The organism is Magnetococcales bacterium (assembly GCA_015228935.1).
Taxonomy (GTDB): Bacteria; Pseudomonadota; Magnetococcia; order Magnetococcales; family DC0425bin3; genus HA3dbin3.
In genome coordinates, this window is sequence record JADGCO010000001.1 from 89,304 (window position 1) to 115,549 (window position 26,246).

The window sequence follows — 26,246 nt, forward strand, 5'->3', positions numbered from 1 at the left end:
AGAACCGATGTCACCAAAATAAATGCCATCGCCAGTTTGATGCCTATTTTCCAATCACGAAAGCCGGACATGCTTGTTTTTTCTCCTTGGTGGGTCAGACATTTTTTAATTTCAAGTAAATTAATTTCCAATCCAGACACAGATACGTATCCAGTATGGGGTTTTACACAAAGATGTCAATATGAATTTCCTGGTTGGACAACTTGGCAAGAAAGTATTTTTTCCAAACGTTCCCAAGCAGATTCATTACCAGGCAACCCGAAACGCAAACTGGGAGGATGATCAAAAGCCCTGACCAGGATGGCATTTTTGGCCAAATGGTCCTGAAGGTGCCGCGCATGGGGCGTCACGACCCACTGAAACAGATCGGTGCTGCCGGATGGAGGCAGATTGTGTCTCGCCAACAGACTGGCCAGACGCCGGGAGCAGGCGGCCAAATGCAGACGGGCAGATTTTTGCCAGGCGTGATCCTGCAAGGCCAGCGTCGCCACAAACCGGCTTGGACCGGGGATGGACCACGGCCCAAGTAATCCGACTGCCTGGACAAGGAGTTCGGGCGGAGCCAACAGGAAACCACACCGAGCCCCGGCCAAACCAAAGAATTTGCCCAATGACCGCAAAATGATCAACCCGGGAACCCCGGCCCGCAAGGAGAGCGTCTGTTCCGGGGTGGTGTCCATGAAGGCCTCATCCACCACAAGCCAACGTTCGTTCCGGGCCAGATGCTTGGCCCAGGAGAGCAACATTTCTGGTGTACGGCGAAACCCGGTGGGATTGTTGGGGTTGACCACCACCAGGAGATCAACGTGATCCGGTGGCAAAGACAACGTATCATGAGGCAGGAAAATCACCTCCCGCCCGGCACCGCTCCAGGCCTGGGCATACTCGGCATAGGTAGGAGCCAGAATGCCGATTTTCCGTGCAGGAAACAAGCGCGGTAAAATCTGAATGATGGCCTGCGATCCAGCCGTGGGCAGCAGGTGGGGCGTTTGAAAATAGGCCTGTGCAGCCTCCTCCAGACCATCGGCATTTTCCGGCAGGCGGTTCCAGAAACGGATAGGGATGGAGGGAACCGGCCATGGCTCGGGATTGATGCCGGTGGAAAGATCCAACCAATTGTCCGGGGGAATGCCATAGGCGTGTGCCATCCGGCGCAGTTGACCACCATGTTCAAGCAAAATGTAACACCCCCCACACCAAAGCCGCCAAAACGCCCCACCCCCAAGCCCCTCGTTCGACCAGTATCAAGGCACGCAGAATATCCTCCATTTGCGGCTGGCTTCCCAAACCGAGTTGGGGACGCACCTGAATTTGGCCATGGTAAGGTGCCGCACCTCCAAGGCGCAATCCCAGGGCACCGGCTCCGCTGGCCATGACCGTCCCGGCGTTGGGACTTTTCCATGCCGGACGATTGCGCCAGGCCTGCAAGGCCGGGCGTGTCTGGCCAACCACTCCATAGGTGATGGCGGTCAAATACGCTGGAATCCCGTTCATCACATCATCCAGGCGGGCCGCAGCCCAGCCAAACTGGAGAAAACGGTCGGTACGATAACCCCACATGGCATCCAGGGTATTGACCAGACGATAGGCCAAGGCCCCCGCCGGGCCGGCCAGCAAAAACCAGAACAGGGCACCGAATACCGCATCACAGCCGTTTTCCAGCATGGATTCCACACCGGCCAGGGCCACACCCTGGGGATCCAGGTTGGCCGTATCACGGCTGACCAAAAGTCGAACCCGCCCCCGTGCCCCCGGCAAGCCATCCCTCTGCCAGGCAGCCCACACGGCTCGACCATGTTCTCCCAGACTGCGCAACCCCAGCGTAAAATAGAGTGTGCCCACAGCGACCAGGGTACCAAAAAGGGTATCCAGAGGTAACGATGAGAGCCCAGCCACCGGCGGCATGACCAGCACACCAACCGCCACCACGCCATGCCAACGCCCGGAATCTGGTCGATTGAGTCGGGCTTCAAGCCAATGGGCCAAAAGACCAAACCCCACCAGGGGATGGTGACACCGCAGCTCCCCCAACCAGCGATCCAGCACCAGCGCTGGAAGAAGAAGGAGTGCGGCAGAATATGTTGACTGAAGATCCATGGCGTGCAAGCAAGATCGTGTTTTTCCACGATCACGTCAAGTCTGTACGCACAGGAAAACCATGATTCGCTGTCGTTGGGTATCCCACGTTCCAGTCAACCTGGCGTCAGGATCCATGTGCGCTTTTTTGCAGCAGATGGCAACATACCTCGAATCTGGTATGGATCCTTGCAGACTGACAGGATCGCCTTCAAACTTCTCTTCCAGGAGGTGTGGATGTTTTCTTGAAACCCCTACGGATCAGAGAGTTCAGAAAGGATGAAGAGTTCAGGAAATGATCACACAGGAAAGCAACAATCAACTCGAAAAAGATGAATTCGACACTCCTTGGAAGGAAATTCTCAGATTATATTTCAAGGACTTTCTGAATTTTTTTCTGCCCCAGGCACACAGCGGCATCGACTGGGAACGTGGATATGAATTTCTGGACAAGGAGTTGGCCCGTATCACCCGTGAGGCAGAGACCGGTGATCGGCGCATGGATGAATTAGTCAAGGTATGGCAACGTGATGGTGTTGAACGGTGGGTGCTGATCCACATCGAGGTGCAGGGAAACAGAAAGCCGGATTTTACATCGCGAATGTATACCTATCAATACCGCTCCCACGATCTCTACCAGGTACCAGTGGTCAGTTTGGCAATTTTAGCTGATGAAGATCGCGGTTGGCGGCCATCGGAGTATGATCATGAATTATGGGGAACGCAGATTTACTTCAAATTCACATCCGTGAAATTATTGGACTATTCTGAATCTGATCTGGAAAAGTCAAAAAACCCGTTTGCCATTGTCACACTGGCGCACTTGTACGCCAAAAAGACCAAGGGTCAAACGGAAAATCGCTATCAAATCAAGATGCGCATGATTCGTAATTTGTACCAAAGTGGTTTCAACCGTCAGCAGATCATTGATCTTTTTCGTTTTATCGACTGGGTATTTCACCTTCCAGAAGAAGACGACAGGCGATTATGGAAAGAAATATCTGACTTTGAGGAGATCCAGAAAATGCCTTACATATCAAGTGTGGAACGGTTTGGAATAGAAAAAGGAATAGAAAAAGGAATAGAAAAAGGAATAGAAAAAGGAATAGAAAAAGGAATAGAAAAAGGAATCCAGAAAGGGAAAGCAGAAATGCTGACACACCTGTTGCAGCACCGCTTCGGTACTGTACCTGACTGGGCCTGTGAAAGAGTTGCCAAGGCGGACCCTCCTTCCCTGGAAAAATGGAGTTTCCGCATACTGGATGCCAAGTCACTGGATGGAGTATTCTCAGACAATGCGTGATTCCAGTGTCTATTCCTGAACCGCCCGGATTTATTGTGGCCGCTGTTCGCTCGCAAAGCGGCAAGACAACAGTCACCATGGCCCTGATGGCAGCCTTTCGGCGTCTTGGCAAGGCCGTGGCCCCATTCAAGGCAGGACCGGATTACATCGATCCGGCTTGGCATCGTACCGTTTGCGGAACCCCATCCTGGAACCTGGACACATTCATGATGGGACGCCAGACCTGTCGCTCCCTGTTTCATGAACAACGCCACAATCGGCTCGGTATTGTCGAAGGCGTCATGGGATTGTTCGACGGCAAAAGTGGCGTCGGCGGACCCGGCTCCACGGCTGATCTGGCCGCTGTTCTGGAATTGCCGGTGATTCTGGTCGTGGAAGCCCGTGGCATGGCCGGCTCACTGGCACCACTGGTGGCCGGGTTCGGTGCTGCGGCGCACGGTTTCCACTTGGCCGGTGTCATCGCCAATGGCGTCGGCAGTGAACACCATGCCCGGCTTTTGGCCGAAATTTTGGAAAATGCCGCTTTGCCTCCCCTTCTGGGATGGTTGCCACGGGATCCTGAAATTGCCCTGGCAGAACGTCATCTGGGCCTGATCCTGCCCGCCGATCAACCCCTGGCAGACCCCAATCATCCAGATCGTCTGGCCTCTGCCCTGCGTTTCGACCCTGAGCGTCTTCTGGATGCCGTGGCTCGGGTAACCCCGGTTATGGCTCACAATAAAACTGATGAGGCAAACGAGATAAACAAATTCCCCGCCCAACCCCTCCTGGCCAATCAGGTGGTGGCCGTGGCCCGGGACCAGGCCTTTTGTTTCCTCTACGAAGCCAATCTGGCCTGGTTGACAGCCATGGGGGCCAAAACGCTCTTTTTTTCTCCCCTGGCTGGTGATTCGCTCCCGGCCACCACGACCGCCGTCTGGTTACCCGGTGGTTATCCCGAATTGCATGGGGCTGCCCTCGCCGATTCGGCAACCTGGCCCGATCTGCGACGCTTCGTGGCCCAGGGCGGCCCGGTCCTGGCCGAATGCGGAGGCATGATGGCCATGGGACGTTCCCTGAGTGACCCAGACGGCAGAATCTGGCCCATGGCCCAGATTCTGCCCATCGATACCCGCATGACAGGACGCCTTGCCGGCCTGGGTTATCGCCAAGACAAAACAGGAGTGCGTGGTCACGAGTTTCACCACTCCGTGCTACAGGATGCCACTCAACTGGATCCGGCCTTTATCGTGGACAAGGGAGATGGCGGTGTGCGTTGGTTGAACGTGCGTGCCTCCTACATACACTGGTATTTTCCCTCGGCACCCATGGCCGTCGCCGCCTGGTTCAACCGGGTGCCGTCGGTTTGCTTCGCGCAGGAACGGTCCTTGAACAATGCTTGATTCCATGAACGGTGTACGAGGCTGGGCAGCCCTGGTTGTCTTTTTTTACCACAGCATCCCTTTGTTCTACCCTGTCATTGCAACCCAAAAACAGGATTTGGCCAGGGGATTTGTGGATGCATTGATTGCCAAATCTCCCCTCTATGCCCTGTTGAATGGCGCGTTTGCCGTTTTTATTTTTTTCGTGTTGAGCGGCTTCGTCCTGAGTGTGCAATTTTTTAAAAACAAGGCAAGAATCAATATCATCTCTGCCATGCTGAGAAGATATTTCAGGCTTGCCATACCCATTTTCTCCGCCAATTTGTTTATTTTATTCTGCATCTATTTTAATTTATTTCATGAAAACGAAATGGTAAAAATTGGTATGTTGACTGACGGATTGCAAAAATACAATTTCACCTTCAATAGCTACAATATTTTTCAGGAATCTTTTGTGAAAGTTTTTACAGAGAGAAGCACAGTCATGAATCTTGTCCTGTGGACAATGCAATATGAATTGATTGGATCTTACATTGTTTTTTTAACAATCATTCTATTTGGAACATCAAAATTAAGAATTGCTTTTTATTTGTTTTTTATGATTTTTTTGGGAAAATTAGTCGGATATTATGTAATTTATTATAAATGCTTTATGTTTGGCGTCATACTGGCAGATATTTATGTTAATTTTCCAAAAGCAAAAACTCCGCCCAAGCCTTTTTTGTTTGAAATATTTTATATTTCAATCGCCATATTTGGCTTATTTCTTGGGTCCATGCCCATTGAAATTGTAGATCCTTCACAATATCAATCAATAATGCAAAAAATTACACGCGGCGTTGGCTTTGATGGTGTCTACGCCCTGGGTGGGTGTCTTGTTGTTTCTGGTGTATTGTTTTCCAATAATTTAGAAAAAATATTTAAATCAAAAATATCTTTGTTTCTTGGAAAAATATCATTTTGTCTCTATTTGATCCATATACCTGTCGTATTTACATTTGGATATTATATATTTTCATTTTTGCATCATAATAATTTCAGACACAATACCGCATTTTTTATTTACATTACGTTAACAATGGTTGCCATATTGATTATATCGTATTATTTTGAAAAATTAATTGACAAACCGTTCAATAGCCTTGCACGTCGCTGGGTCGGAAATATTCTGGGAATGCACAGATCGTAAGCTTTATCAACAGTAACCACGGGTGGCAACCAAAACAGGGTCATCCACTTTCTGGGCCACTCTCCCCTCTCTGGACTCTGGTCCAGATTTTCCTGACTTTTTTCAGGTTCAGGAATTTTTTTCACGTCATCTCTGGACAAAAAGAAGGATTGCCATTATCTTGCCCAGAGTGAGGCGTTGGTCTGCGGTTTGAGACGATACGCATGCCCAGATGGCGGAATTGGTAGACGCGCTAGATTCAGGGTCTAGTGACCGCAAGGTCGTGGAAGTTCGAGTCTTCTTCTGGGCACCATTCATTCAAGCTGAAGTTTCTTTATTATTTTCTTCTCAAGAAATACGTTTTGGGCTTCATCTGCCAGTCGGCGCAGTCAAGTTGGCGAGGGTTCTTGGCCCATGGTTGACTGCGGTATGAACACGACTCCTGCGCTGTCACGGCTACCGCGTCCCTGGCGAAAGCATCGGCCATGCGATCAGCCATGCGGTTTGGCTTTATGGCCGCTTCGCCTTGAATTGCAGGAATATGGAGGAAGTTCTGCGCTCTGGGGCATTGATGTCACCTTCGAAACGGTCCGCCAATGGTGTCTGACATTCGGTAAGGACTTTGCCAAGCGGGTCCGGGCAAGGTTGGGGCGGTCCGCGACACTTGGCATCTTGATAAGGTTTTCATCAAGATCAACGGAAAACAGCACTACCCATGGCAAGCAGTAGATCAGGAAGGCGTTGTCCTGGACATTCTTGTTCGGAAATGCCGGAACACCAAGGCAGCGAATCGCCTTTTCCGAAAGCTGCTCAAAGGATTGGGATACTCTCCGACGTACATCGTGACCGATCAGCTCAAAAGCCATGGATCTGCGGTCCGGGAATTGGGACTGACGGCAGAGCATGAAACCGGAAAATTCAAAAATAATCGGACAGAGAACTCACGCCAGCTAACGCGACAGCAAGAGCGGCTGATGCGAGGTATGGTCGAACCGGGGTAACGGAATTCACAGCTTGTAATGTAAGGCATTTTTTTGTTCTCCTCGAAGTGGGATAAATTTACCCAGAATTGGTTGTCCAATTCTTCTGGCAGGCTCAGCACCCAGTCGATAAAGCGAAAGAGATCAACGATCTGTTGACGATTGAAACCACGCTCGTACAGCATGCGTGTGATGCGCTTTTTTTGCTGAAATCGCTCCGCCGGTTGGCTTTTGGTCTGTTTCCCCGTCAAGTGTACGAGGGTGACGATGGCAAACGGGTTATTGGACGACTCCAGTTCAGATAGTTTATCGAGATAATCCAATAACTTGACCGTGTTGAACCGGTAAACCAATTCAGATCCCCACTGCACCTGACGGTATTCTGAAACCCGCCAGCCTGGTTCCTCATCCGCGAGAATTGCCAAGCCAACAACAGGCTTACGGTGGAGATCATGTGCCCGATGCTGACAGGTGTACATCCGCTCCGCAAATTCCGGATCCCTGTCTCCTTGGATTTCGACATGGACCAGAACCCAGAGTTCTGCTCCATCAAGAAGCCAGACCTTGACCAGAGGAGATCCACACGGCGATTGCTGGACTTTGCCTCCCGCGTGATCCGATCCAATTCTTTATCGAGGAATTCAGGGCCACGCTGCCAATCGATACTTTCATGTGCCTCTGGAAGAAAAAATGCCAAGAAATCCTTGAAGTACGCCTTCAGGATCTCCTTCCACGGGGAGTCGTACTCGGTCGGTTGGCTCTGTTTGTCGTGATCGGTCATCAAAAACGTCCTCAAGGGTTGGACCTTGACAGCCTGAACCACCAGTACTTGCGGAAAGCAGCCTGAATTCGCACCCGTTTCAGTTTTCTTTCAAAGAGCCATTGGAAAAGATGGTTTCGGTGACCCATGCCCAAAATCCGCTGATGCGGCACTGGGCCATCCAGAGACGGCTTCTCCATGCCCGGATTGTCCAGGATTTTACATCCCCAGTCCATAAAAATCCGTAAGGATGCCCTTCCACAAATACCCGGAATCAATCTGAATAAATCAATCGGAAGGGACAATACCTTTTGGCCCACGGTATAGTTGAAATGGAGAATGGGGGCAAAGAGAGAAAGAAAAGGCCACTTCCAGGATGGCGGAAGGTTCAGTCAAACGAGTGAACCAAGACCCAAACCACTTCGCAACATTTCGAATTATTCGAGATTTTTTCAGGATCGGGAGGGGATAAGCGATTTCTTGGGAAGCGTGAGAACGCCTTTTGGAAAAAGGGTGGCGGAGAGAGAGGGGTTCGAACCCTCGGTACCCTTTTGGAGTACACACGCTTTCCAGGCGTGCACCTTCGACCGCTCGGCCATCTCTCCGCATGTGCAGGAACCACCATTCATGATTAGATCAGATGCTTCGTTTTGATTCAAAGAAAAATTTGAGCATCTGGATGATTTCCGCGCTACAGGTGGTCTCTTCAACCATGGAACGTGTTGGTAACGTTGACGTTGTGGTTTTGGTTCTGGTCATGCCATAGACGATTTTGCCGAAGCGGGCCTGGCGACTGGTTTCCAGACACATGGCACAGGGTTCCAGGGTAACCGTCAATTGGGCACCAACCAGCCGATAATTGCCGACCCGGTTGGCGGCCAGACGCATGGCCTGCATCTCCGCATGTCCGGCGGGATCCATATTGGCCACCGGTCTGTTGCCACTCTGTGCCAGATAACGACCATGAACATCCCGAACCACAGCTCCAACCGGCACCTCATCCAGCAGCGCCGACTGGGTGGCTTCGATCATGGAGAGCAACAAAGAGGCTGCATCAGGTTCCAGGTACTGAGGATTTTTTGCCGCTGGGCGTGGTGGATTTTTTGCTGTCATTGTCCTCTTCCGTATTGCCTGCTGCAACCACCGGACCCAGAAAAGTCAAATCAAAACGCTGGTGATCCCAGGCAGTTTGGGCAGGATCCCGCGAAAAAAACCACCCTTCGTGCATGACCTGGTCTTTCGGATCGGTGACCGCCACCCAGACAGCCGGATTGACATGCCCTTCCGGCCCACGCACCACCACCCCCTCATGCAGCAGAAGATCGGGCATATAGGCCACGACTTCCAACCAGCCTCCCCAGGGACCCCCCAAACGATCCCCGACCCGGATTTCCAGGCGTTTCACCACCAGGGTGCGTTTGTCCAGCAGGGAAAAGGCCATCGGCAATCCAGTGCTGTTCCGCGCCATGGCAACGGTAGGACGTGCCTTCAAGGTCAATACATGGGGGGCAAGCGGCAAACGCTCCTGCTTCTGGGCTTCAAGCACCACAAAGGTATCCGAAGTTTCCGGTTCGGAAAAACATCCCGTCAAACCAAAGGCAAGACATCCGCATCCGAATATCCACGATATTTTTCCGGCATTTTTACGGAGACCCATGACCCATTCCTGCCAACCCGTTGTGAGACCCACAATCCATTCCCGCCAACCTGTCGTGACTGACAAAGACATCTGGATACTCCCCTCATGCACTTCCACTCACCCTGGCAATTGTTTCCTGAACAGGGTGGCTCTGACCAGTGATTATTTGATTATATTTTTGTAACAATTCATCACCCGGAACGAATCGGGGTCCAGGGGGCTGGCGACCGGACAGGTCCAGGACAAAGTCCTGGCAGGGTTCAGAGCGAAGCCCTGATAAAGACTTTCATATCCAAGCTTTTCTTGAAAAAGCGCTGAATAGTTACATATTTTATTCATGGTAATCTTTTCAACCCAATCACCAGATCCATGACATTGGTGCCGGTTGGCCCGGTGTGCAACAAATCCCCGCTGGCAGCCAAAAAGGTTTGTGCATCGGCCTGGGCCAGAGAAAGATCTGGATCCAGACCGGCGGCCCGACCTCTGGCAATGGTCCCCCCATCCACCAGGGCACCAGCCCAGGAACCAGGACCATCCGAACCATCGGTGCCTGCCGCGAGAAGAAAAAGATCCTCCCGTCCCTGAATCTCCCGGGCCGCCGCCAGAGCCAAATGTTGATTCCGGCCGCCCTTTCCAGGTGCGGGCGGCAAGACCACCGTGGTCTCACCTCCCCAGAGATATACGCCCGGCTCCCCAAGCGCCAATGCGGTCGCCAAAGTACGACCTTGTTCTGCCGCATCTCCTGTCAGGATACCGGAAGTCAAACGCACAGGATATCCCCGGGAACGCGCCCGTGCTGCCGCACCCCGCAGGGCATCCGTCAAACAGCCGACCACACGCACATCCAGGTTGGCAAACATGGGATCCCCGGGTGACGGCAAAGGTGGGGTTTGGACCAACAATGCCCTGAGCCACTCCGGCACCATATCCAGGTCAACATCTCCCTCATCCGGAACCAACAATCCAGAACCAATACTGGCCGGATCATCCCCTGGGACATCGGAAAGAAGCAAAACACTCGCGGAATGCTGTCCCAAACAGGCTGCCAAACGCCCCCCCTTGATCCGCGACAATCGTTTGCGAATCCGATTGACCTGATGAATATCCAGACCACTGCCCAATAACCAGGCATTGACCCGGCGCAATTCTTCCAGGGTGACAAACTCCGGCAAGGATTCCACCAGGGAGGACGTACCCCCGGAAATCAGGAAGAGGAACTTTTTCCTTGCATTGTTGTCTGACCTTGATTGCATGAAATCCAGCAGGAAATTTCCAGCGCGCAGTGAGGAGGCATCGGGAATTGGATGTGCGGCTTCCAGAACACGAACAGGCAGATTATTGTCCAGGGATCCACTGTACCCGACCTTGGTGATGACCAGACCAGCCGCAATCCGGTTCCCCAATACATCCAGGGCACCTCGCGTCATGGCCACGGCGGCCTTGCCAATGGCCACCAGATGGACCAGTTTCCAGGTGCATGAAAGAGTCGCCAGGGCATGCCGCACCACTTTCTGGCCGTCAACCCTTGTCAAGGCAGCGTGGAATATATCCAATAGATGTGCGGATGGAAGCCATCGATCCATTGGGTCAGAACCGTCCGTGTTGACATCGGTGCCCGTCGTTTGCATGCGAATCGATTTCATGAAGCACTCTGCCCCAGGATGGGAGATAGGACAGCATGAACCGAACCGATCAGGAATCCAGCAAAAAAAATTGGCTGATCATGGCAGAAAAATTTCGGCACATGTTGCCTGAAAAGGTTGCGGCTCTGCAACAATCCATGGACGGTCCTCTCTCCGGTGCCCATGGTCTCCGCCAATTGGAAAACCTGCCCCACCTGCTGCATCAAATCAGCAATACAGCCGCCACCTGCGGCTTTCAGGAAATCACGACCCGGGCCAGACAACTGGAAAATCTGGTCGATACGCTTCTGACCCAACCCGATACCAACGGTCCTTCGCCAGACGATATTCGCAGGGGATTTCAGCAACTCAAGGATGAAATGGACCGCGTCTATCAGAATGGCCAACCCAGCATGACAACCCCCAGGATTGCTGGCATGTCCACTCCAGATACCATCAATCCTTTGGATGAAAAATTCATTTCTGGCAACCTTCCGCTCCCGGATACCAAAACCCTGACCGCCAAAAAGCCGATCATCCTGATCGGCGACGATGATCCCATGTTGCGAGAGATGATCGCCTGGTTCCTGGACGAATGCGGCTACCAGATCATCAAGGCTGAAAACGGCAAACAGGCCGTGGAAAAATTTTTGGAACTCCCTGTCGATCTGGTCCTGCTTGATGCCGAAATGCCTGTCATGAACGGCTTCGAAGCCTGTATCCGCATCAAAAACACCCCTAAAGGCAAGGATGTCCCGGTCGTCATGGTCACCATTCTGGACGACAAGGCTTCCATCGAAAAAGCCTTTGAAGTCGGTGCCCACGATTTTATCCATAAACCCATCCACTGGACTGTCCTGAAGCAAAGGTTGCGGATTCTCCTCGAAGTCAGGAAAAACGAAACCCTGCTGAAACAACACCTGGAAAATCTGGGCACCCTGGTGGCCGAAAGAACTGCCGAACTCAATCTGGCAAAAGAGTCCGCCGAGGCCGGGATTCGCGCCAAGGATGAATTTTTGGCCATCATCAGTCACGAAATGCGTACCCCCTTGAACTCCATCATCGGCTTCTCCGACCTGTTGATACAAAGCATCGGCGGGGAAGAAGAAAAATCCTGGCTCCAGATGATCTCGAAATCCGGACAACTTCTGCTGGAACTGATCAATGAAACTCTTGAACTGGTGGAAGTCGATTCAGGAGAATACCGGTTTCAGAACATACCCTTTGATCTGCCGGAACTGCTTGATGACATTGTTGATACGGTCAGACCGCTCGCCCAGGAGAAAAAATTGGCCCTGGGTCTTGCCCGTGAAGAACTCAAGGCCTGTCCGCAGCAGGTCCATGGCGATCCGAAACGCTTGCGACAGGTCTTGTTGCATCTGGTACGCAATGCCATTAAATTCACGGATTCCGGCTCTGTGCGTCTGGGCGTCAAACCCAGTGTCAATCCCAACAATCGCACCCTGCTGCATTTCTGGGTTGAAGATACCGGTCCCGGAATTCCTGCCAACAAACAGCAGGCCATTTTTCAGGACTTCACCCAGTTGGAAGAGTACCACACGCGCAAACATGAGGGAATCGGCCTGGGATTGACCATCTGCAAACGATTCATCCCCTGTATGGGCGGAAAAATCTGGGTGGAAAGTCGCGTGAACCATGGCTCTACGTTCCATTTTACGGCCAACCTGGGATCTTTTCCAAACCAATAGGATGAGGTGTTGCCGCCTGGCAGGTTCCCTTCTTCCGGCATGGTCATCCATCCTGTTTTGTTGCAGCTTGTTGGTGGCGGGATCCGCCATTGCCGAATCCGTCCCGGAAGTGGCGGGATCCGCCGTTGCCGAATCCGTCCCGGCAGCGGAAAATGAACCGGTCGCCTACCGGGTCTCCTTTGTTGTGACCGGGGACCCTGCCGTGCATTCCCTGCTGGAACGGGTCTCCCTCACCTACAAAGAGATGGAATCCCCCTCCCCGTCCCTGGTCTTGCTGCGCGGCCAGACCACGGCTGACCGCAAACGGTTGTTGAAAGCGTTGCGCTCCGAGGGATATTTTGCCGCCGTGGTCAATGTCCGGTTTGCAGAGGCCAAACTCCCCGACGAACCGATCCATCTCCTGTTTGAGGTCGATTCCGGTCCTTTGTATACGTTGCATAATCCCTCAATCCAGATCCACGCAGCCAATTCTGCATCCAACACTCCCCTCCAAAACCAGGAACAGGGGCAAGGGCAGGAACAGGAATCCACCCATGTTCCTCCGCCACCCGAAAAACTGGGGCTGATTCAGGGAGGACCAGCCCGCAGCAATCAGGTCAGGCAGAGCGACAAGGCCTTGTTGCAGCATGCCCAGGCCCAGGGCCATCCTTTTGCGACCCTGTTGCCCCGGCGCGTGATCGTTGACCATGCCACCCATACCATGCAGGTCACACTGCATCTGCGTCCAGGACCTCGCGCCCGCATGGGAACAGTATCCTGGCAAGGGTTGCAAACCGTCAAACCGGAATTCGTGCAGCAACAACTCCTCTGGAAGGCGGGTGATCTCTATCAACCCGCTCTGTTGGAGCGTACCCGCAACGCCTTGCTGGCCACCGGTTTGTTTGCCATGGTCGATCTGCAACCCGCCGCCGCCCTGGAAACCGATGGCTCACTTCCCGTAACCATCACCGTACAGGAACGCCTGCAACGCACCCTCTCCCTGGGAGCCGGAGTCAGTTCGGACGAGGGGCCAAAAATCAACCTCGGGTGGGAACATCGCAATCTGCAAGGCGGGGGAGAACATCTGGCAACCCAGGTCGAATATGGCCAGGTGAGAAAGCGCTTCAAAAGCAATTTCGGCAAACCGCATTTCGGACGCCGGGATCAAACCCTCCTCATGGAACTCATCACCGAAAACGAAAATGTCGAAGCCTATCAAAAACAATCCGTCACCCTGCAAAGCGGTCTGGAGCGCACCTACGAGCAGGGATGGCGTCTGTCATTGGGTGCCTCATACCGGTTGGCGGAGCTGTTCACGGGGGATTCTCATACGCCGGATGGAACCGGCACCTTTGGACTCGTCTCCCTGCCATTCCGGGCCACCCTGGATCACAGCGATGATCTCCTGAACCCGACCCGGGGCTGGCGGCTCAATGCCTTTTTTTCTCCCCTCCTGGACACCCTGGAAAACGGTCACTCCTTTACAAAACTTCACCTGCAAATCACCGGTTACCGACCGGTCACGGATGCCCCGCGCCTGGTGGTCGCCGGACGCATCAAGGCCGGCATCCTGACCGGCTCCAATCGCAGCGAAGTCCCCGTTGACGAACGCTATTATGCAGGTGGCAGCGGGTCACTCCGGGGATACGCCTATCAACTTGTCGGACCTCTGGACAGCAGCGACAAACCCCTGGGAGGACGTTCCCTCCTGGAATCATCTCTCGAAGCCCGGGTGCAGGTGCGGGAGTCCCTGGAGATGGTTCTCTTCCTGGATGAAGGAGCGGTCATGAAAAGTCCCGTCCCCAATTTTTCCGAGCGTCCCTATTTCGGGCTGGGCAGTGGCATTCGCTATTTGACACCCATTGGACCCTTGCGTCTGGATGTCGCCTTTCCCCTGGATCAGCGACCCAACATTGACAAAAGTGTCCAGCTTTCCGCCAGCATCGGTCAGGCATTTTGAGACGCTTCCATCCCTTTTCCGTGCGCCATCTGGCGGGACTGTTGTTCCTGATCCTGTTGTTTTGGCTCTCCGGATCACTGTTGCACCTCCTGCGCTCGCCGGCAGGCATGACCTGGCTGGAACAGCAGCTCAACCAGCTCCTGACCCGCCACAACATTCCCATTACCCTGCAAGGCTTGCAGGGTCCTGTTCCTTTCCAGATACGCCTGGACCGTCTGGAACTCACCGATTCACAAGGAGTCTGGCTCGCCGCCCACAATCTGGAACTGCACTGGTCCGGCATGCCCCTGTGGCGGGGCGTCGTGCAAATCGACCAGGCCAGAATTGCGGAGTTGTTCTGGTATCGGCAACCGCGCCCGGAACCGCCAGACCCCCGAACTCCCCCGCAGAACACGACCAACACCCGGAAAGATGATCCCGGCATGGGACCGTTTGCCGCTCTGATCATCAAGCAATGGGCCATCGACCAGGTACACCTGCTTCAACCCATCCCGGGTCTGCCGACCGTCGCTTCCCCGAACCAACCCAACATGTTTTCGGTACAGGGTGCCTTGCATCTGCCGTTACCTGCGGCGGATACCTCTTCCCCCCTGCCCGGTCCAAGCTGGCGTCTGACCGCGCACCAGGACCGGCTTTTTACCGTTACCGCTCACGGCACATTGAGTTCGGATTGGCTGGCCCAGACCTCCACATTCGAAATTGATCTGCCCGATCTCACCCCCTGGAGTTCCCTTGTGCAGACCCCGCTGGCCGGTACTGCCCGGCTGGTTCTGGACAGCAAAGGCCTCTGGCAACAGACCCAGGTCGAGGCCACCCTGGATACGCACGCCCTGCACCTGGCCAACTGGCAAGCAGAAAGCGTGCAAACCCGTCTGAGCAGCAACATTTCCCTGACCAGGGAGACCGTGCTGCCCGTCACACTCGATTTGCAAGGCACCACAGGACCCTGGCATTGGGCGGCTGCTCCGGGCTTGCCGAACGATCCCCTGACCTTTGCCCTGCGCCTGCATCTGCCGGTTGGTGCCCCCCTTCAGGTGCAAAACCTGACCCTCCAGGGATCCCCTCTCCAATTGACAGGTCATGGCCAATTGGACCCGGCAACCGGAGTCGGATCCGGCTCCCTGGTGGCCGACCTGACCGAAGTGACCGATTGGCTGGTCATCACCACCCCATCGCACAGGAAAACAACCGGTTCCGGCAAGGAAACAACCGGTTCCGGCAAAGAAACAGCCGGTTCCAGCAAGGAGACAACCGATTCCGGCAAGGAAACTGTCGTTTCCGCCAAGGGAACAACCGGTTCCAAAAACATCGCACCCAATCCCGGCACCAGGACAACCAGTTCCACCAAGGAAAAAACTCCGGGTGGCAGGGGTCAACTCCGGGTTGATTTTTCCCTGGCTGCGGAGTTGCAGAAGTTTGATATCCATGCCCGTCTCTCCCTGCGGGAGTTGCATGATTGGCCTGCCGCCATCACGGCACTGACGGGTCCAACACCCGTCGTGGCCGCCCGTCTGACCGGAGAAGGACCCCAGCCAGGCACCCTGCGTCTGTCAGAGGCACGGGTGGACGGTGCGGCCCTGGCGATCACGGGCAACGGAGACCTGCATCTGCCGACCCGCCAATTCACGATGGATTGGCAAGGGGAGTTGCCGGATCTGCGTCCCCTGGCCCGTGTGCAGGGTCATGCCGTGGCCGGACGGATGCGCGTGCATGCCACCCTGGATGGCCACCTGGACAATCCTGCCGTCCAACTCGACATCAACGGCGAAAAACTGCTCTGGAATCGCCAACCCATTGCCCGGCTTCAGGGAAAAATCCAGGGACGGCATCTGCTGCACAAGCCCGCAGGCGACATCCACTTGACAGCCCTCTCTCCCGGTGGAGAAAGCCAGGTTGCGGCTGTTTTTCAGGTGCAGGAAAACCGGCTCGATGTGTCCCATCTGACGGTTGCCGCACCGGCGGGGACCTTGCAGGGAAACCTGCTCGCCAATCTGACAAACGGCCTGACACAAGGAAAGTTGTACGGCGCAATCACCAACCTGGCCTCTCTCACACCACTCCTGGGCGTTCCCCTGACCGGCAAGGGAACGTTACAGGTCGATCTGCAACACGCGCGGGGCGAACAACACCTGACAACCCGCCTGGATGGCCAACATTTGGCCATTCCCTGGGGATCTGCCCGGCAGGTGACCCTGGATGGCCGGGGTGAGGATCTTTGGGGCAAACCCCGCTTGCAGGGCACCCTGACCACCACGGAGGGGCGGCGGGGGGCGCATCGTCTGGAGCATTTTCAGGTCAGTGCCGAGGGAAGCCTGCAACATCTGGCCCTGAATCTCACCGCACGGGGCGACTTCCTGCAACCCTTCACCCTGCTTGGCTCCGGGGCCGTTTCCCTGACCCCGGCATCCAGAAAAACCCCTGCCTCTCTGGCCATGACCATCCATCAACTTTCGGGACAACTTGGCGAGGAGGCACTGCGGCTGGCGACCCCCCTGCACATGGTGCAAGGCAAGGAAACATTCGACCTTTCTCCCGTCTCTCTCTCCCTGGGCAGTGCCCGGCTGAAGGCCCATCTCCACATGGACTCTCAGGCTGTGGCTGGCGAGATGCACGTTCAGACCCCCCTGGCCATGGCAACCCGCCATCTGGACAAACCCTGGACAGGGGTTGCCGAGGGTACCTTCCATCTGGCAGGTTCTCCACAGGAACCTCACCTGCGCGGCACCATCAACCTGCAAAAATTGCGGGCCACCCATCCGGCCTGGACCCGGATCCCCCCCCTGGATGGCCAAATCACCCTGGGTCTGGCCGAACAACTCCTGACGATGACGGCAACCACGACCTCATTGTCCCATGGATCCCTGTCGGCGAACGGAACCCTGCCCGTGCATCTGCAACTGCTGCCGTTTCGCTGGGAAATTGCCCCGCAGGCGGAATTGACGGCTGCCTTGCGGACCGATTTTCGTCTGGAACATCTGGCCACCTTCCTGGACATGCCGCAACAGGAACTGGCAGGTCGTCTGCAAGGGAATTTGCAACTTGGCGGTGCTTTCTGGCAGCCGCGTCTCACCGGCACAGTCCAGGTGAGCGAAGGCCGTTATCTGCATCTGGAAAACGGCACGGAGTTGAAAAACGTGCAACTGGAAGCCCAGGCCGACCAGCAAACCCTGACCATCACCCATCTGGCAGCCACCAGCGGCCCCGAAGGCCACATACGCGGCACGGGCCATCTGGGTCTAGCCCCGGAGACACATTTTCCCCTGCACCTGGATCTGGAGCTGACCCAAATCAGACCGGTCAACAATCGGATTGTCCACACCCTGGCCGATGGACAAATCCGGCTGCGGGGTCCCCTCCTCGCCCCCCGGATTGCCGGTGCCGTCACTCTGGGTCAAACAGAAATATTTCTGGCCAATCCGGAACCAGAAGAGCTTGACAGTATTGCCGTCGAGGAACAGATGCAGGGGGTACCCCTGGAACAAACCAGGGTTGCGGCAGAGCGGGATGCCCCAACACCGACCCTGGATTTAACCATTTTTTCTCCAGGTCGTCTTTTCACCCGTGGCCGGGGAATCGATGTGGAGTGGTCAGGCGAAATCAAGGTGACTGGCGAAGCCGCCAATCCTGAACTGCGTGGCTTGCTGGAGATGCGGCGTGGTCAGGTCGATTTGTTGGGGCAGCGTTTTCAGGTGGTACGCGGTACCCTGAATTTTACCGGCGTGCAACCCCCCAATCCCCATGCCGACATTGAAGCCACCCTGCAACGCAAGGATCTTCAGGCCACCCTGCACATTCAGGGACCGCTTCGTTCGCCGACCCTCTCTTTTGCCAGCGACCCACCGCTCTCCCAGGATGATGTCATTTCGCACATTTTATTCGGGCGCAATACGGCCGCGATCAATCCCACCCAGGCCGCCAGTCTGGCCCTGGCCCTGCGCACCCTGAAAGATGGCAGTGGGCGTGGTTTTCTCAGCCGGTTCCAGGAGGCCATCGGCATCAACAATCTGGACTTCACCCCCGGAGAACGCCCGGAAACCGGCGTGGTCAAGGTAGGCAAATATTTGAACGACAAAATATTTCTCCAAGTGGAACGCGGCCTCGCGCCCGGCACCGGCGGTGTCTCGGTGGAAATGGACATGACCCCCAGTCTCTCCCTGAAAACCGACATGCACGAGGAAAAATCCCAGGAAATCGGCGTCAACTGGAAACATCAATACTGAAAAGCCCATGACAAGACAAACAGATCAAAGAATCAAGCCGGCCAAACTCCGAACATTCTGGTGGAGTCACCTTTGCGGATTTTGATGGACTGCGCGGGTCAAGTATCGGACAATCCTGAATTGCAAAAAAACACCAGGAATGCTGGAAAAAAGCGCAACTGTCCCGTCATGGACAAAGTCAGGAAAAGGCAGCCATGAACTCTGTCCGTACCAGGGTGGATGTGGAAGGGAACTGCCGGTTCATGTCGGTACCCCATCTGTCCACTTGGACCTTGGCACGGACCGAGCAAATACGGCCTTTACAGGAACGGGGAATGTGGCATACTCCCCCAGGGTGACCGGGAGCGGAATGCAGCAGAGAAGAGACATGATTTCATGAATGATCACAGCAAGATTATTTTCTGGAAAGCGATATGACCATCCTGGATCGTCTTGGCTATTTTGTTGGTCATGCCCGCATAATCAAACCACGGCCAAAATTGGTGATCCGCATTCTGACCGGGTACGCCAGAACCTTGTTGCTGGGCCAGACTGTGTTGCGCACCATGGAACTGGCCCTCCTGACCGAATGCAACTCCAAGTGCGACATGTGCTACGCGGCCAAGGTCAAGCAACCGGAAAAAACCTATCTGACGGTCGCGGAGTATGCCGATCTCTGGCAACAAGCCAGAAAGCTCGGAACTTTTTCTGTGCTGCTCTCCGGCGGCGAACCCACGTTACGCCGCGACATTTTGGATATCATGGCCGTTTTGGATCCGAAAAACACCATTATCGGCATGACCACCAACGCCTCTCGGCTTACTCCGGACTTCCTGCAAGCCCTCCAACAGGCTGGACTGAATACCCTGCATTTGAGCCTCGATGGTTTGGACCCAGCCACCAATGACCGAATCCGGGGCATGAAAGGCCACTTTGACATGGTTATGAATGCCATCGAAGATGCCCAATCGGCAGGATTGCATGTGTTTCTCTCCACCGTCGTCCATCACGAAGGGTTGGACAAAATGCGCGCCATGGTGGAATTTGCCCGCAAACGCAAGGTGGGCGTGGTTTTTTCCCTGGCCTGCATTTCCGGCAATTGGGACCAGCGGGATGGGGTCCTGTTGACCGGCGAGGAGTGGCAGGAAGTGCAAGCCTTCATGCGTGCCAATCCCCACATTCGTTCCGATTGGACCATCAATTTTTCTCTGCGCCAGGAGTGTCCGGGAGGACGAGAAAAGGTCAATATTTCACCCTACGGCGATGTCATGGGATGTGGCATGAACTTCATCTCTTTTGGCAATATCCGGGAGGAACCTCTGGAGAAAATCTGGCACCGCATGCAGCAGTTTCCCTATTTCAAGGAACGCTCGCCAAACTGCCTGATCGGTGCCCATCCTGAATATATCCGGAATTATATCGCACCCATCTCCGGGCAACGTGTTCCCGTCCAGATCGACCAGCATCCAAGTTACCCGATTTCGTTGGCTGATCTGGATTCCAGGACCTGATGCCATGGCACACATTGTCATGGTACAGCCCAGCACATCCCTGACGGGATCGTTCATCCGCATGATTCCGCTGGGAATCCTCTATGCCGCCAGCCGGGTCATCCGCGATTTGCAGCTTGATGTGGCTCTGCTCGATGCACGCATCAACCCGGATCGCTGGCAACAGGACCTGGAAACGTGTCTGACCCCAGAAACCCGGATCGTCGGCTTCAGCGTGATGAGCGGTTTTTCCATCCTCGAAAGCCTGAAGATCACCCGCTGGATTAAACAGCACCATCAAGAAATTATCGTCGTCTGGGGTGGTCCGCACCCGACCTTCAGTCCGGAAGACACCCTGGCCGAACCCACAATAGATTTCGTCATTCGTGGCTATGGTCGTGATGCTTTCCACGATCTTGTTGCCCACGTCTGGCAACGTCCCGAAGCACCGCAAAAGGAAGATATTCAAGGGCTTGGTTGGCGCAACGAGTGGGGAGAAACCAGACTGAATCCGGAAAGCGATCAATTTGAATTCATGGATTACCAGGAAATTCCCTACCACCTCATTGCCGATTTTTCGGTCTATCGGCATATCGACGGCGACGCGATGGTCTTTCCGCTCTACAGTGTCATGGGGTGTCCCTATAAATGCGCTTTTTGCAGTACCCCGGCCCAACTGGCCGGCTTCCGGAAAAAATGGGTTCCCTATGCTACGACGGATGTTGTCAACCACATTCGTATGGTAAAGGAGCGTTTCGGGGCCAGTTATATTTATTTCATCGACGAGGACTCCTTTGTCAACCTGGCCCACGTTGAAGCCATCGTCCGGGGAGTGCGGGAGGCTGGCTTGCAACTCAAGCTGGGTTTCAGGGGGGCCCGGGTCAATGAAATCAAGCGCATGAGCGACGATTTCCTGGAAATGCTCGTGAATGCGGGTACGAGTACCATGCATGTGGGGGTCGAATGCGGCTCAGATCGCATTCTGAACCTCATGGGAAAGCATATCACGGTGGCGGATATCCTTGAGATCAATCGCAAACTGGCACGGCATCCGCAACTGCGGATCTTTTACAATTTCATCGTCGGCTACCCCACGGAAACCTTTGAGGAGACCCGCCAGACCCGTGACCTTGTGCTGCGTCTCATGGCCGACAACCCCTCCTGTTTCATCATTCCGCTCAACAAACCCCGACCCCTGCCACGCACCCGCCTTTATGAGCTTGCCCTCAATCATGGCTACCGACCCCCACAGACGTTGCTGGAGTGGGGCAGTTACGATGTGGAATCATCGGATTACAATCCGGAATGGCTTTCTGCCAGCCATAACCGCTGTATCCGTATGATGTTTCTGGCCATGTATTTCATCGATAATAAAATTCACCGTCTGCACCCGCGTAACACTTTGTTTTTCAAGATTCTGCGTCTGCTCGCCCGAATCTATCGCCCCATCGCCATGCTGCGGTTTCGTTACGGCATTCACCAGTTTCTGGTGGAAGATTGGGTGTTCCGTCTGCTCAACCGGCTCTTGCCATCCCATTATTGAACGAATAAGACCTGCATGTTTCCCTCGTCACCGCCCAATCTGGAATATCGATGCACCTGTGGTCGTTGAAAAGTCTTTCCGACTCCCTGTTGCACCACTATGGCCGTGCCAGGTCTGCCATGCCTGCTTTGTTGACCCGGCCACTGGGATTTTTTTTCTACATTACTGGCCGGTGCAATCTCGATTGCAACTATTGCTGGCAGCGGGAAGATGAACAGGTTGCGGATCGCAAGAGTGGCTGGGTGAATTCCGCTGCCCGGGAGCTTCCTCCCGCTGCCTGGGTCGCTGCGGTGGAGAAGCTGCCGCGCCCCTGTTTTCTTGGCCTCTCAGGTGGGGAAGCAACCCTGGCGAAGAGTTTTCCGGATATCATGGCCGCTGCAACCCGGCGGGGCATCCCCACAACGGTCAACACCAATGCGGCCGCCCTGCGCCCACGACAGTTGGAACAAATGCTTGCCGGATCTTTGCGCAATCTCTCCATCTCTTTGGATGGTTTTGCCGAGGTACACGATAGCGGTCGCCGCATTCCTGGCTTGTTTCAGCGCATTGTACAGACTATAGAAACATACAACCGCCTGCGACAGGGTCGTTCCGGGGTTCATCTGACCATCAAAAGCGTTCTGACCGATGCCAATGTGGAACAGATGCTCGCATTCCGGCAGTATTGCGCCACGACCCTGCACGCTGAGACCCTCAACATTTCCCTGGCCAAAACGGGAAATCACGCCCAGTTTACTCTCATGCACCACGAAGATGCCCGCCGGGTGATCCAGGAAAAACCTGCCAGCTTGTATCCCTACAGCAACCCGGAAAAAGTGGCCATGCTCCTTGAACGCCTGCTGCATGACAACCGTTCCAGTCCTTGTCGCGTCACCCTTTATCCCTGGATGCCACATCCAGACCGTATCCGGTACTTTTTGAAGCAGTCCGGAGAGAGTGTCTACCAACCCTGTTACCTGGCGCGGGCGATGGTGTCCGTGTTGCCGGATGGTACGGTCATTCCCTGTCTTTCCCTGGGGTTGGGAAATCTCGGGAATTATCACTACGACATCGTGGAGCTGCTGCGTGACAATCAACCTTACCGGCAGTTTCTGGAAAAGATGCGCCAGGCTGAAAGGACACTGCCCGCCGCCTGCAATGTTTGCTGTTTTTCCCGTGTCCGCAGGGAGTGACGTGGTATGCTCGGCTCTGGACCGGGTTTCCGGGTTTTTCGATGTATGTGGAGTGTGGGGTATGGTTGTGCGCCGAACAGAATGCCAACAAAGCACTGACAAACCTCGGTGTACACTGGATTGACATGAATTTATTGGTTCGGGTCGGGTTTTCGGTTCTTCCGCCGTTTGTGGAGTATGATTGTGCGCCAACAAACCATGCGCTTGATCGATGAGTGGGTCGGTCAACCCTTGTGCCTTGTTTTGCGGCTTGTTCTGACAGGACATCATGTTCTTGGCAAATTGTGGCACAGACCCGCAGCAACATTACAAAAAGAGAAGGCTGTCAAAACCATCCTGTTGCAAAAATATTTTGGCATCGGCAGCATCCTGCACGCCATACCGCTGATTCGTGCCCTGCGTCGGCGTTATCCTGATGCCCGTATCGTCTTTGTCACCTTCCAGCCCATGGTGGAAACGATCCGACTTTGCAGCATCGCCGATGAAATCATCACCCTGCCGACGCACTCTCCAACAGCCTTTGTTGCAGCACTTTTCGGTACCCTGTGGCGCTTGCGCAGACTGCCGGTGGACATTTCCATTGACCTTGAATTTTTTGCCCGGTTTACCTTGTTGTTTTCCCTGCTGAGTGGTGCCCCTGTCCGCATGGGGTTTTTTTTACGGCATATCCGACCCGCCGCCTTGCTTTCTCATCCAATTTATTATAATACTTATCATCACTTGCGGTACATTTACTTTGCCTTTGGACAGGAGCTGGGGTTGACTCCCAACGCCGAATTTTTCCGGGATGTGCTGCCCACTCCCTCCAGTCTGGTAGAATCCCGATGGCGTGACCGCCTGGGACTGGATGCCCAACTGCCCATTATCGTCGTCAATCCCAACACCTCCGAACTGGTTTATCAGCGACGTTGGCCAGCCGGTCATTTTCAGAAATTGATCGGACGCATGGCCGAACGCTGGCCGAGGTACCAATATGTCCTGGTGGGAACGCGAAGCGAAAAAAAATATGTGGACTCCATCGTCGCTGGTCTGCACGCAACGGCAAACAAGGTCATCAATCTGGCAGGGGTCACCACCCTGGCAGAGCTTTTCAGCTTGCTGGGGTCCGCCAGCCTGGTGATCACAAGCGACTCGGGTCCCATGCATGTTGCTGCCCTCTACCAAACCAACCTTGTTGCATTTTTCGGCCCGGAGACACCGGTCGTGTACGGACCGGTGAATACCAATGCCATTGTGTTCCACGCAAGCCACCTCTACTGCTCGCCCTGTCTGAATGTGTATGACGCCAAAAAAAGTGTCCATTACCATCCTTGCGAGAATCCCCTTTGCCTTCAGGCCATCGATCCTGACATGGTTCTGAACATGATTGAAGAAAGATTTCTTGCATGTCCGACACAGCCTTCCCACCCCTGATCAGTCCGCTGACGCGCTCCAGACTGGTGGAACGGGTCGGGGAAAAACTTGTCGCCACGGATGGAGACGAATCTTTCTTCATACGGGACGGCATAGCCGAACTTCTCGTTTCTGCGGAGCTGGTTGCGCATCAACGTCATACACAGGAAGCCTTCGATACCCTGCCGCTTGCCGGACTTCCCTATTTTCGACCTGCGTTCTTCATCGACGCCGCCCGTTCCCTTCTTCTCCACGCGGAAACCCCGCCCCGAACCTTCGCCGAACTTGGGGGCGGAGAGGGTCATCTGGCCAGGCATCTGCACGACCTCTGGCCGGGACTGCAAAGTTGTGTGTGCGATTTGAGTCGTTCCTCCCTGGCCCGTGCCCCGCACCAACTGTGCCGGATCTGGTGTGATGTCACCCGACCGGTATTTGCTCCCGATACCCTGGACGCGGCTGCCTTCTGGGTATCACTGCATCATCTGTGTGTTCAGGAGCAGACCCAGGCCATGACGGAAATAGCCCGTGCGCTCCGTCCGGGTGGCCTGCTCCTGGTATGTGAACCCAATGCCGATTTTTACCTGCGCAAGGTGGTCTACAGCACATGCCTGGCGCAGGATGTATATTTCGACCAGGAAGCTGCCGTGGATTTTTCCCGTTTGGTCGAAGCAGCCACTTCCATCGGTCTGGAACTGGTCAGGTGGCGTTTCAGAAATCCGCCCTACAATCCTGTTTTTGTTCGTAAACTGGCGAAATGGCCAGTCTATCTTGCCGCCGTGGAGTTGTTGCATGGGCTGGATCGACTCCTGCTCCGCCCTTTGACCACACGACTGGCCGAGCCTTCCGCCAGCAACCTTTCCCGGCATCTGACTCTTTACGGCGAAGCCATTTTCAGGAAACGTCCATGATGTGTCCAACGTCGGCGGAATCAACCATCGCCAACTCTGCGTCTTCTGTCTGGGGTTGTCCTGTTTGTGGTGACGCACGGCATCAGCGAATTGGTTCGGTGCAACACCACCCTTTACATGTCTGTGTCGCATGCCGATTGCAGTTTTTGCATCCCCAACCGACGCCGACAGAGCTTGCCGCCATCTATCGGGACTACTATCAGGCGTGGGGAAAACTCGACGAGCCTGCCGTACAGGCTCAGGTGTCTGCCATGAAGCAACAGACCTTTCATGGCTACCTGGATATATTGGAACACTACGGGACCAAAGGGGGATCGCTCCTGGATATCGGTTGCGCGACAGGCGATTTCCTGTTGGCCGCTCGACAAAGGGGATTTGCTGTTCATGGCGTGGAAATCTCGCCGGAGGGAATCCGCCGCAGCCGGATGTTGTTTGGTTCCGCACACATCCATGCCGGTTCCCTGGATGACACGGCCTTTGCCGACCATCTTTTCGACATCATCATCCTGAGCGATGTTCTGGAACACATTTCCGATCTGAAGGGATTGCGTCGGCACATTCTGCGCCTGATGCAGCCCCGGGGCATGCTGCTTGTCGTCACGCCCGACGCCGGCAGCCTCAGTTGCCGTCTCATGGGCACCCGCTGGCCACATTACAAACCTGAACACCTGTTTTATTTTCAACGCGGGACGATCCGTGCGTGGTTGCAGGACTCCTTCCAGCTCCTGGTCTGTCAGCGCGCCGTCAAGACCCTGACGCCCATATATTGCGGGCAGGTTCTGAAACAATATGGTCAATTCCCCCTGGCCAGAATGACGGGGCGGTTTTTTTCGTCGCTGCCCGACTTTTTGGGCAACAGGCATGTTGCGGTCAGCCTTGGCGAAATGCTCGTCGTGGCCAAACGGGCGTCAGCCCCCCTCGGACTCGAACATTCCCAGCCACAGACATAAACGTCCCATCGGTTCAGATCCCCTCTGACCGAACA

Annotated in this window: 17 protein-coding genes, 2 tRNA genes and 1 pseudogene; 14 read left to right on the forward strand and 6 right to left on the reverse strand. The window is 54.7% G+C overall.

Annotated elements, in window-relative coordinates; translation table 11 throughout:
• Positions 1 to 176 precede the first annotated feature (176 nt).
• Together HQL65_00420 and HQL65_00425 are read right to left on the reverse strand one after the other, a co-directional pair.
• Positions 177 to 1,178: a threonine-phosphate decarboxylase gene (locus tag HQL65_00420; GenBank protein ID MBF0134682.1), complete on the reverse strand. Its 1,002-nt coding sequence runs from the start codon at positions 1,176 to 1,178 to the stop codon at positions 177 to 179.
• On the reverse strand, positions 1,171 to 2,097 hold the full coding sequence (locus HQL65_00425) for a cobalamin biosynthesis protein (GenBank protein ID MBF0134683.1): 927 nt from the start codon (positions 2,095 to 2,097) through the stop codon (positions 1,171 to 1,173). Before HQL65_00425 ends, HQL65_00420 begins: the two co-directional genes overlap by 8 nt.
• 274 nt (positions 2,098 to 2,371) lie before the next feature.
• On the opposite strand from HQL65_00425, the gene HQL65_00430 reads away from it, so the two are divergent.
• The 5 genes and pseudogenes from HQL65_00430 to HQL65_00450 all read left to right on the forward strand — a co-directional run bounded on the left by HQL65_00430 (position 2,372) and on the right by HQL65_00450 (position 7,047).
• On the forward strand, positions 2,372 to 3,379 hold the full coding sequence (locus HQL65_00430; GenBank protein ID MBF0134684.1) for a cytosolic protein: 1,008 nt from the start codon (positions 2,372 to 2,374) through the stop codon (positions 3,377 to 3,379).
• Positions 3,319 to 4,761 carry a cobyrinate a,c-diamide synthase gene (locus HQL65_00435; protein MBF0134685.1) on the forward strand — a complete coding sequence of 481 codons (1,443 nt, stop codon included), beginning with the start codon at positions 3,319 to 3,321 and terminating at the stop codon, positions 4,759 to 4,761. Before HQL65_00430 ends, HQL65_00435 begins: the two co-directional genes overlap by 61 nt.
• Positions 4,754 to 5,929: an acyltransferase gene (locus HQL65_00440; GenBank protein ID MBF0134686.1), complete on the forward strand. Its 1,176-nt coding sequence runs from the start codon at positions 4,754 to 4,756 to the stop codon at positions 5,927 to 5,929. Before HQL65_00435 ends, HQL65_00440 begins: the two co-directional genes overlap by 8 nt.
• A gap of 205 nt (positions 5,930 to 6,134) precedes the next feature.
• Positions 6,135 to 6,221: transfer RNA gene (locus tag HQL65_00445), tRNA-Leu, on the forward strand.
• A gap of 129 nt (positions 6,222 to 6,350) precedes the next feature.
• Positions 6,351 to 7,047: pseudogene (locus tag HQL65_00450) on the forward strand (IS6 family transposase).
• 1,115 nt (positions 7,048 to 8,162) lie between these two features.
• On the opposite strand, the gene HQL65_00455 reads toward HQL65_00450, so the two are convergent.
• The 4 genes from HQL65_00455 to HQL65_00470 all read right to left on the reverse strand — a co-directional run bounded on the left by HQL65_00455 (position 8,163) and on the right by HQL65_00470 (position 10,870).
• Positions 8,163 to 8,253, reverse strand: a tRNA-Ser gene (locus HQL65_00455).
• 31 nt (positions 8,254 to 8,284) lie between these two features.
• A complete protein-coding gene (locus tag HQL65_00460) occupies positions 8,285 to 8,761 on the reverse strand; it encodes a nucleoside deaminase (protein MBF0134687.1) in 477 nt (158 codons plus the stop codon).
• Positions 8,703 to 9,305, reverse strand: a complete 603-nt coding sequence (locus tag HQL65_00465; protein ID MBF0134688.1) for a hypothetical protein — start codon at positions 9,303 to 9,305, stop codon at positions 8,703 to 8,705. Before HQL65_00465 ends, HQL65_00460 begins: the two co-directional genes overlap by 59 nt.
• A 317-nt stretch (positions 9,306 to 9,622) precedes the next feature.
• Positions 9,623 to 10,870: a DUF4147 domain-containing protein gene (locus HQL65_00470; GenBank protein MBF0134689.1), complete on the reverse strand. Its 1,248-nt coding sequence runs from the start codon at positions 10,868 to 10,870 to the stop codon at positions 9,623 to 9,625.
• Between the two features lie 95 nt (positions 10,871 to 10,965).
• Here HQL65_00470 and HQL65_00475 point away from each other — a divergent pair, with 95 nt between their 5' ends.
• The 9 genes from HQL65_00475 to HQL65_00515 all read left to right on the forward strand — a co-directional run bounded on the left by HQL65_00475 (position 10,966) and on the right by HQL65_00515 (position 26,211).
• The gene (locus HQL65_00475) at positions 10,966 to 12,618 is read left to right on the forward strand and encodes a response regulator (GenBank protein MBF0134690.1); all 1,653 of its coding nucleotides are present in this window, start codon (positions 10,966 to 10,968) and stop codon (positions 12,616 to 12,618) included.
• Between the two features lie 73 nt (positions 12,619 to 12,691).
• Positions 12,692 to 14,557 carry an outer membrane protein assembly factor gene (locus HQL65_00480; GenBank protein MBF0134691.1) on the forward strand — a complete coding sequence of 622 codons (1,866 nt, stop codon included), beginning with the start codon at positions 12,692 to 12,694 and terminating at the stop codon, positions 14,555 to 14,557.
• Positions 14,554 to 18,777, forward strand: coding sequence for a translocation/assembly module TamB domain-containing protein (locus tag HQL65_00485; GenBank protein MBF0134692.1), 4,224 nt, complete (start codon positions 14,554 to 14,556; stop codon positions 18,775 to 18,777). Before HQL65_00480 ends, HQL65_00485 begins: the two co-directional genes overlap by 4 nt.
• A 413-nt stretch (positions 18,778 to 19,190) precedes the next feature.
• Positions 19,191 to 20,267, forward strand: a complete 1,077-nt coding sequence (locus HQL65_00490; protein MBF0134693.1) for a radical SAM protein — start codon at positions 19,191 to 19,193, stop codon at positions 20,265 to 20,267.
• 4 nt (positions 20,268 to 20,271) lie between these two features.
• On the forward strand, positions 20,272 to 21,789 hold the full coding sequence (locus HQL65_00495) for a B12-binding domain-containing radical SAM protein (protein MBF0134694.1): 1,518 nt from the start codon (positions 20,272 to 20,274) through the stop codon (positions 21,787 to 21,789).
• 50 nt (positions 21,790 to 21,839) lie between these two features.
• Positions 21,840 to 22,961 (forward strand): radical SAM protein, encoded by a 1,122-nt coding sequence (locus HQL65_00500; protein ID MBF0134695.1) that lies wholly within the window; start codon positions 21,840 to 21,842, stop codon positions 22,959 to 22,961.
• 183 nt (positions 22,962 to 23,144) lie between these two features.
• Complete coding sequence (locus HQL65_00505) at positions 23,145 to 24,374, forward strand: glycosyltransferase family 9 protein (GenBank protein ID MBF0134696.1); 1,230 nt, start codon at positions 23,145 to 23,147, stop codon at positions 24,372 to 24,374.
• Positions 24,347 to 25,261 (forward strand): class I SAM-dependent methyltransferase, encoded by a 915-nt coding sequence (locus HQL65_00510; GenBank protein MBF0134697.1) that lies wholly within the window; start codon positions 24,347 to 24,349, stop codon positions 25,259 to 25,261. Before HQL65_00505 ends, HQL65_00510 begins: the two co-directional genes overlap by 28 nt.
• Positions 25,258 to 26,211, forward strand: coding sequence for a class I SAM-dependent methyltransferase (locus HQL65_00515; protein ID MBF0134698.1), 954 nt, complete (start codon positions 25,258 to 25,260; stop codon positions 26,209 to 26,211). The genes HQL65_00510 and HQL65_00515 overlap by 4 nt, the downstream gene beginning before the upstream one ends.
• The last annotated feature ends 35 nt before the right edge of the window (positions 26,212 to 26,246 follow it).

What these genes read in the sequence shown, in the direction of transcription:
- HQL65_00425 (MBF0134683.1), bottom strand. Translation starts at nt 2,097, where the DNA reads ATGGATCTTCAGTCAACATATTCTGCCGCACTCCTTCTTCTTCCAGCG.
- HQL65_00430 (MBF0134684.1), top strand. Translation starts at nt 2,372, where the DNA reads ATGATCACACAGGAAAGCAACAATCAACTCGAAAAAGATGAATTCGAC.
- HQL65_00435 (MBF0134685.1), top strand. Translation starts at nt 3,319, where the DNA reads ATGGAGTTTCCGCATACTGGATGCCAAGTCACTGGATGGAGTATTCTC.
- HQL65_00440 (MBF0134686.1), top strand. Translation starts at nt 4,754, where the DNA reads ATGCTTGATTCCATGAACGGTGTACGAGGCTGGGCAGCCCTGGTTGTC.
- HQL65_00460 (MBF0134687.1), bottom strand. Translation starts at nt 8,761, where the DNA reads ATGACAGCAAAAAATCCACCACGCCCAGCGGCAAAAAATCCTCAGTAC.
- HQL65_00465 (MBF0134688.1), bottom strand. Translation starts at nt 9,305, where the DNA reads ATGGGTCTCCGTAAAAATGCCGGAAAAATATCGTGGATATTCGGATGC.
- HQL65_00470 (MBF0134689.1), bottom strand. Translation starts at nt 10,870, where the DNA reads ATGGATCGATGGCTTCCATCCGCACATCTATTGGATATATTCCACGCT.
- HQL65_00475 (MBF0134690.1), top strand. Translation starts at nt 10,966, where the DNA reads ATGAACCGAACCGATCAGGAATCCAGCAAAAAAAATTGGCTGATCATG.
- HQL65_00490 (MBF0134693.1), top strand. Translation starts at nt 19,191, where the DNA reads ATGACCATCCTGGATCGTCTTGGCTATTTTGTTGGTCATGCCCGCATA.
- HQL65_00495 (MBF0134694.1), top strand. Translation starts at nt 20,272, where the DNA reads ATGGCACACATTGTCATGGTACAGCCCAGCACATCCCTGACGGGATCG.
- HQL65_00500 (MBF0134695.1), top strand. Translation starts at nt 21,840, where the DNA reads ATGCACCTGTGGTCGTTGAAAAGTCTTTCCGACTCCCTGTTGCACCAC.
- HQL65_00510 (MBF0134697.1), top strand. Translation starts at nt 24,347, where the DNA reads ATGTCCGACACAGCCTTCCCACCCCTGATCAGTCCGCTGACGCGCTCC.
- HQL65_00515 (MBF0134698.1), top strand. Translation starts at nt 25,258, where the DNA reads ATGATGTGTCCAACGTCGGCGGAATCAACCATCGCCAACTCTGCGTCT.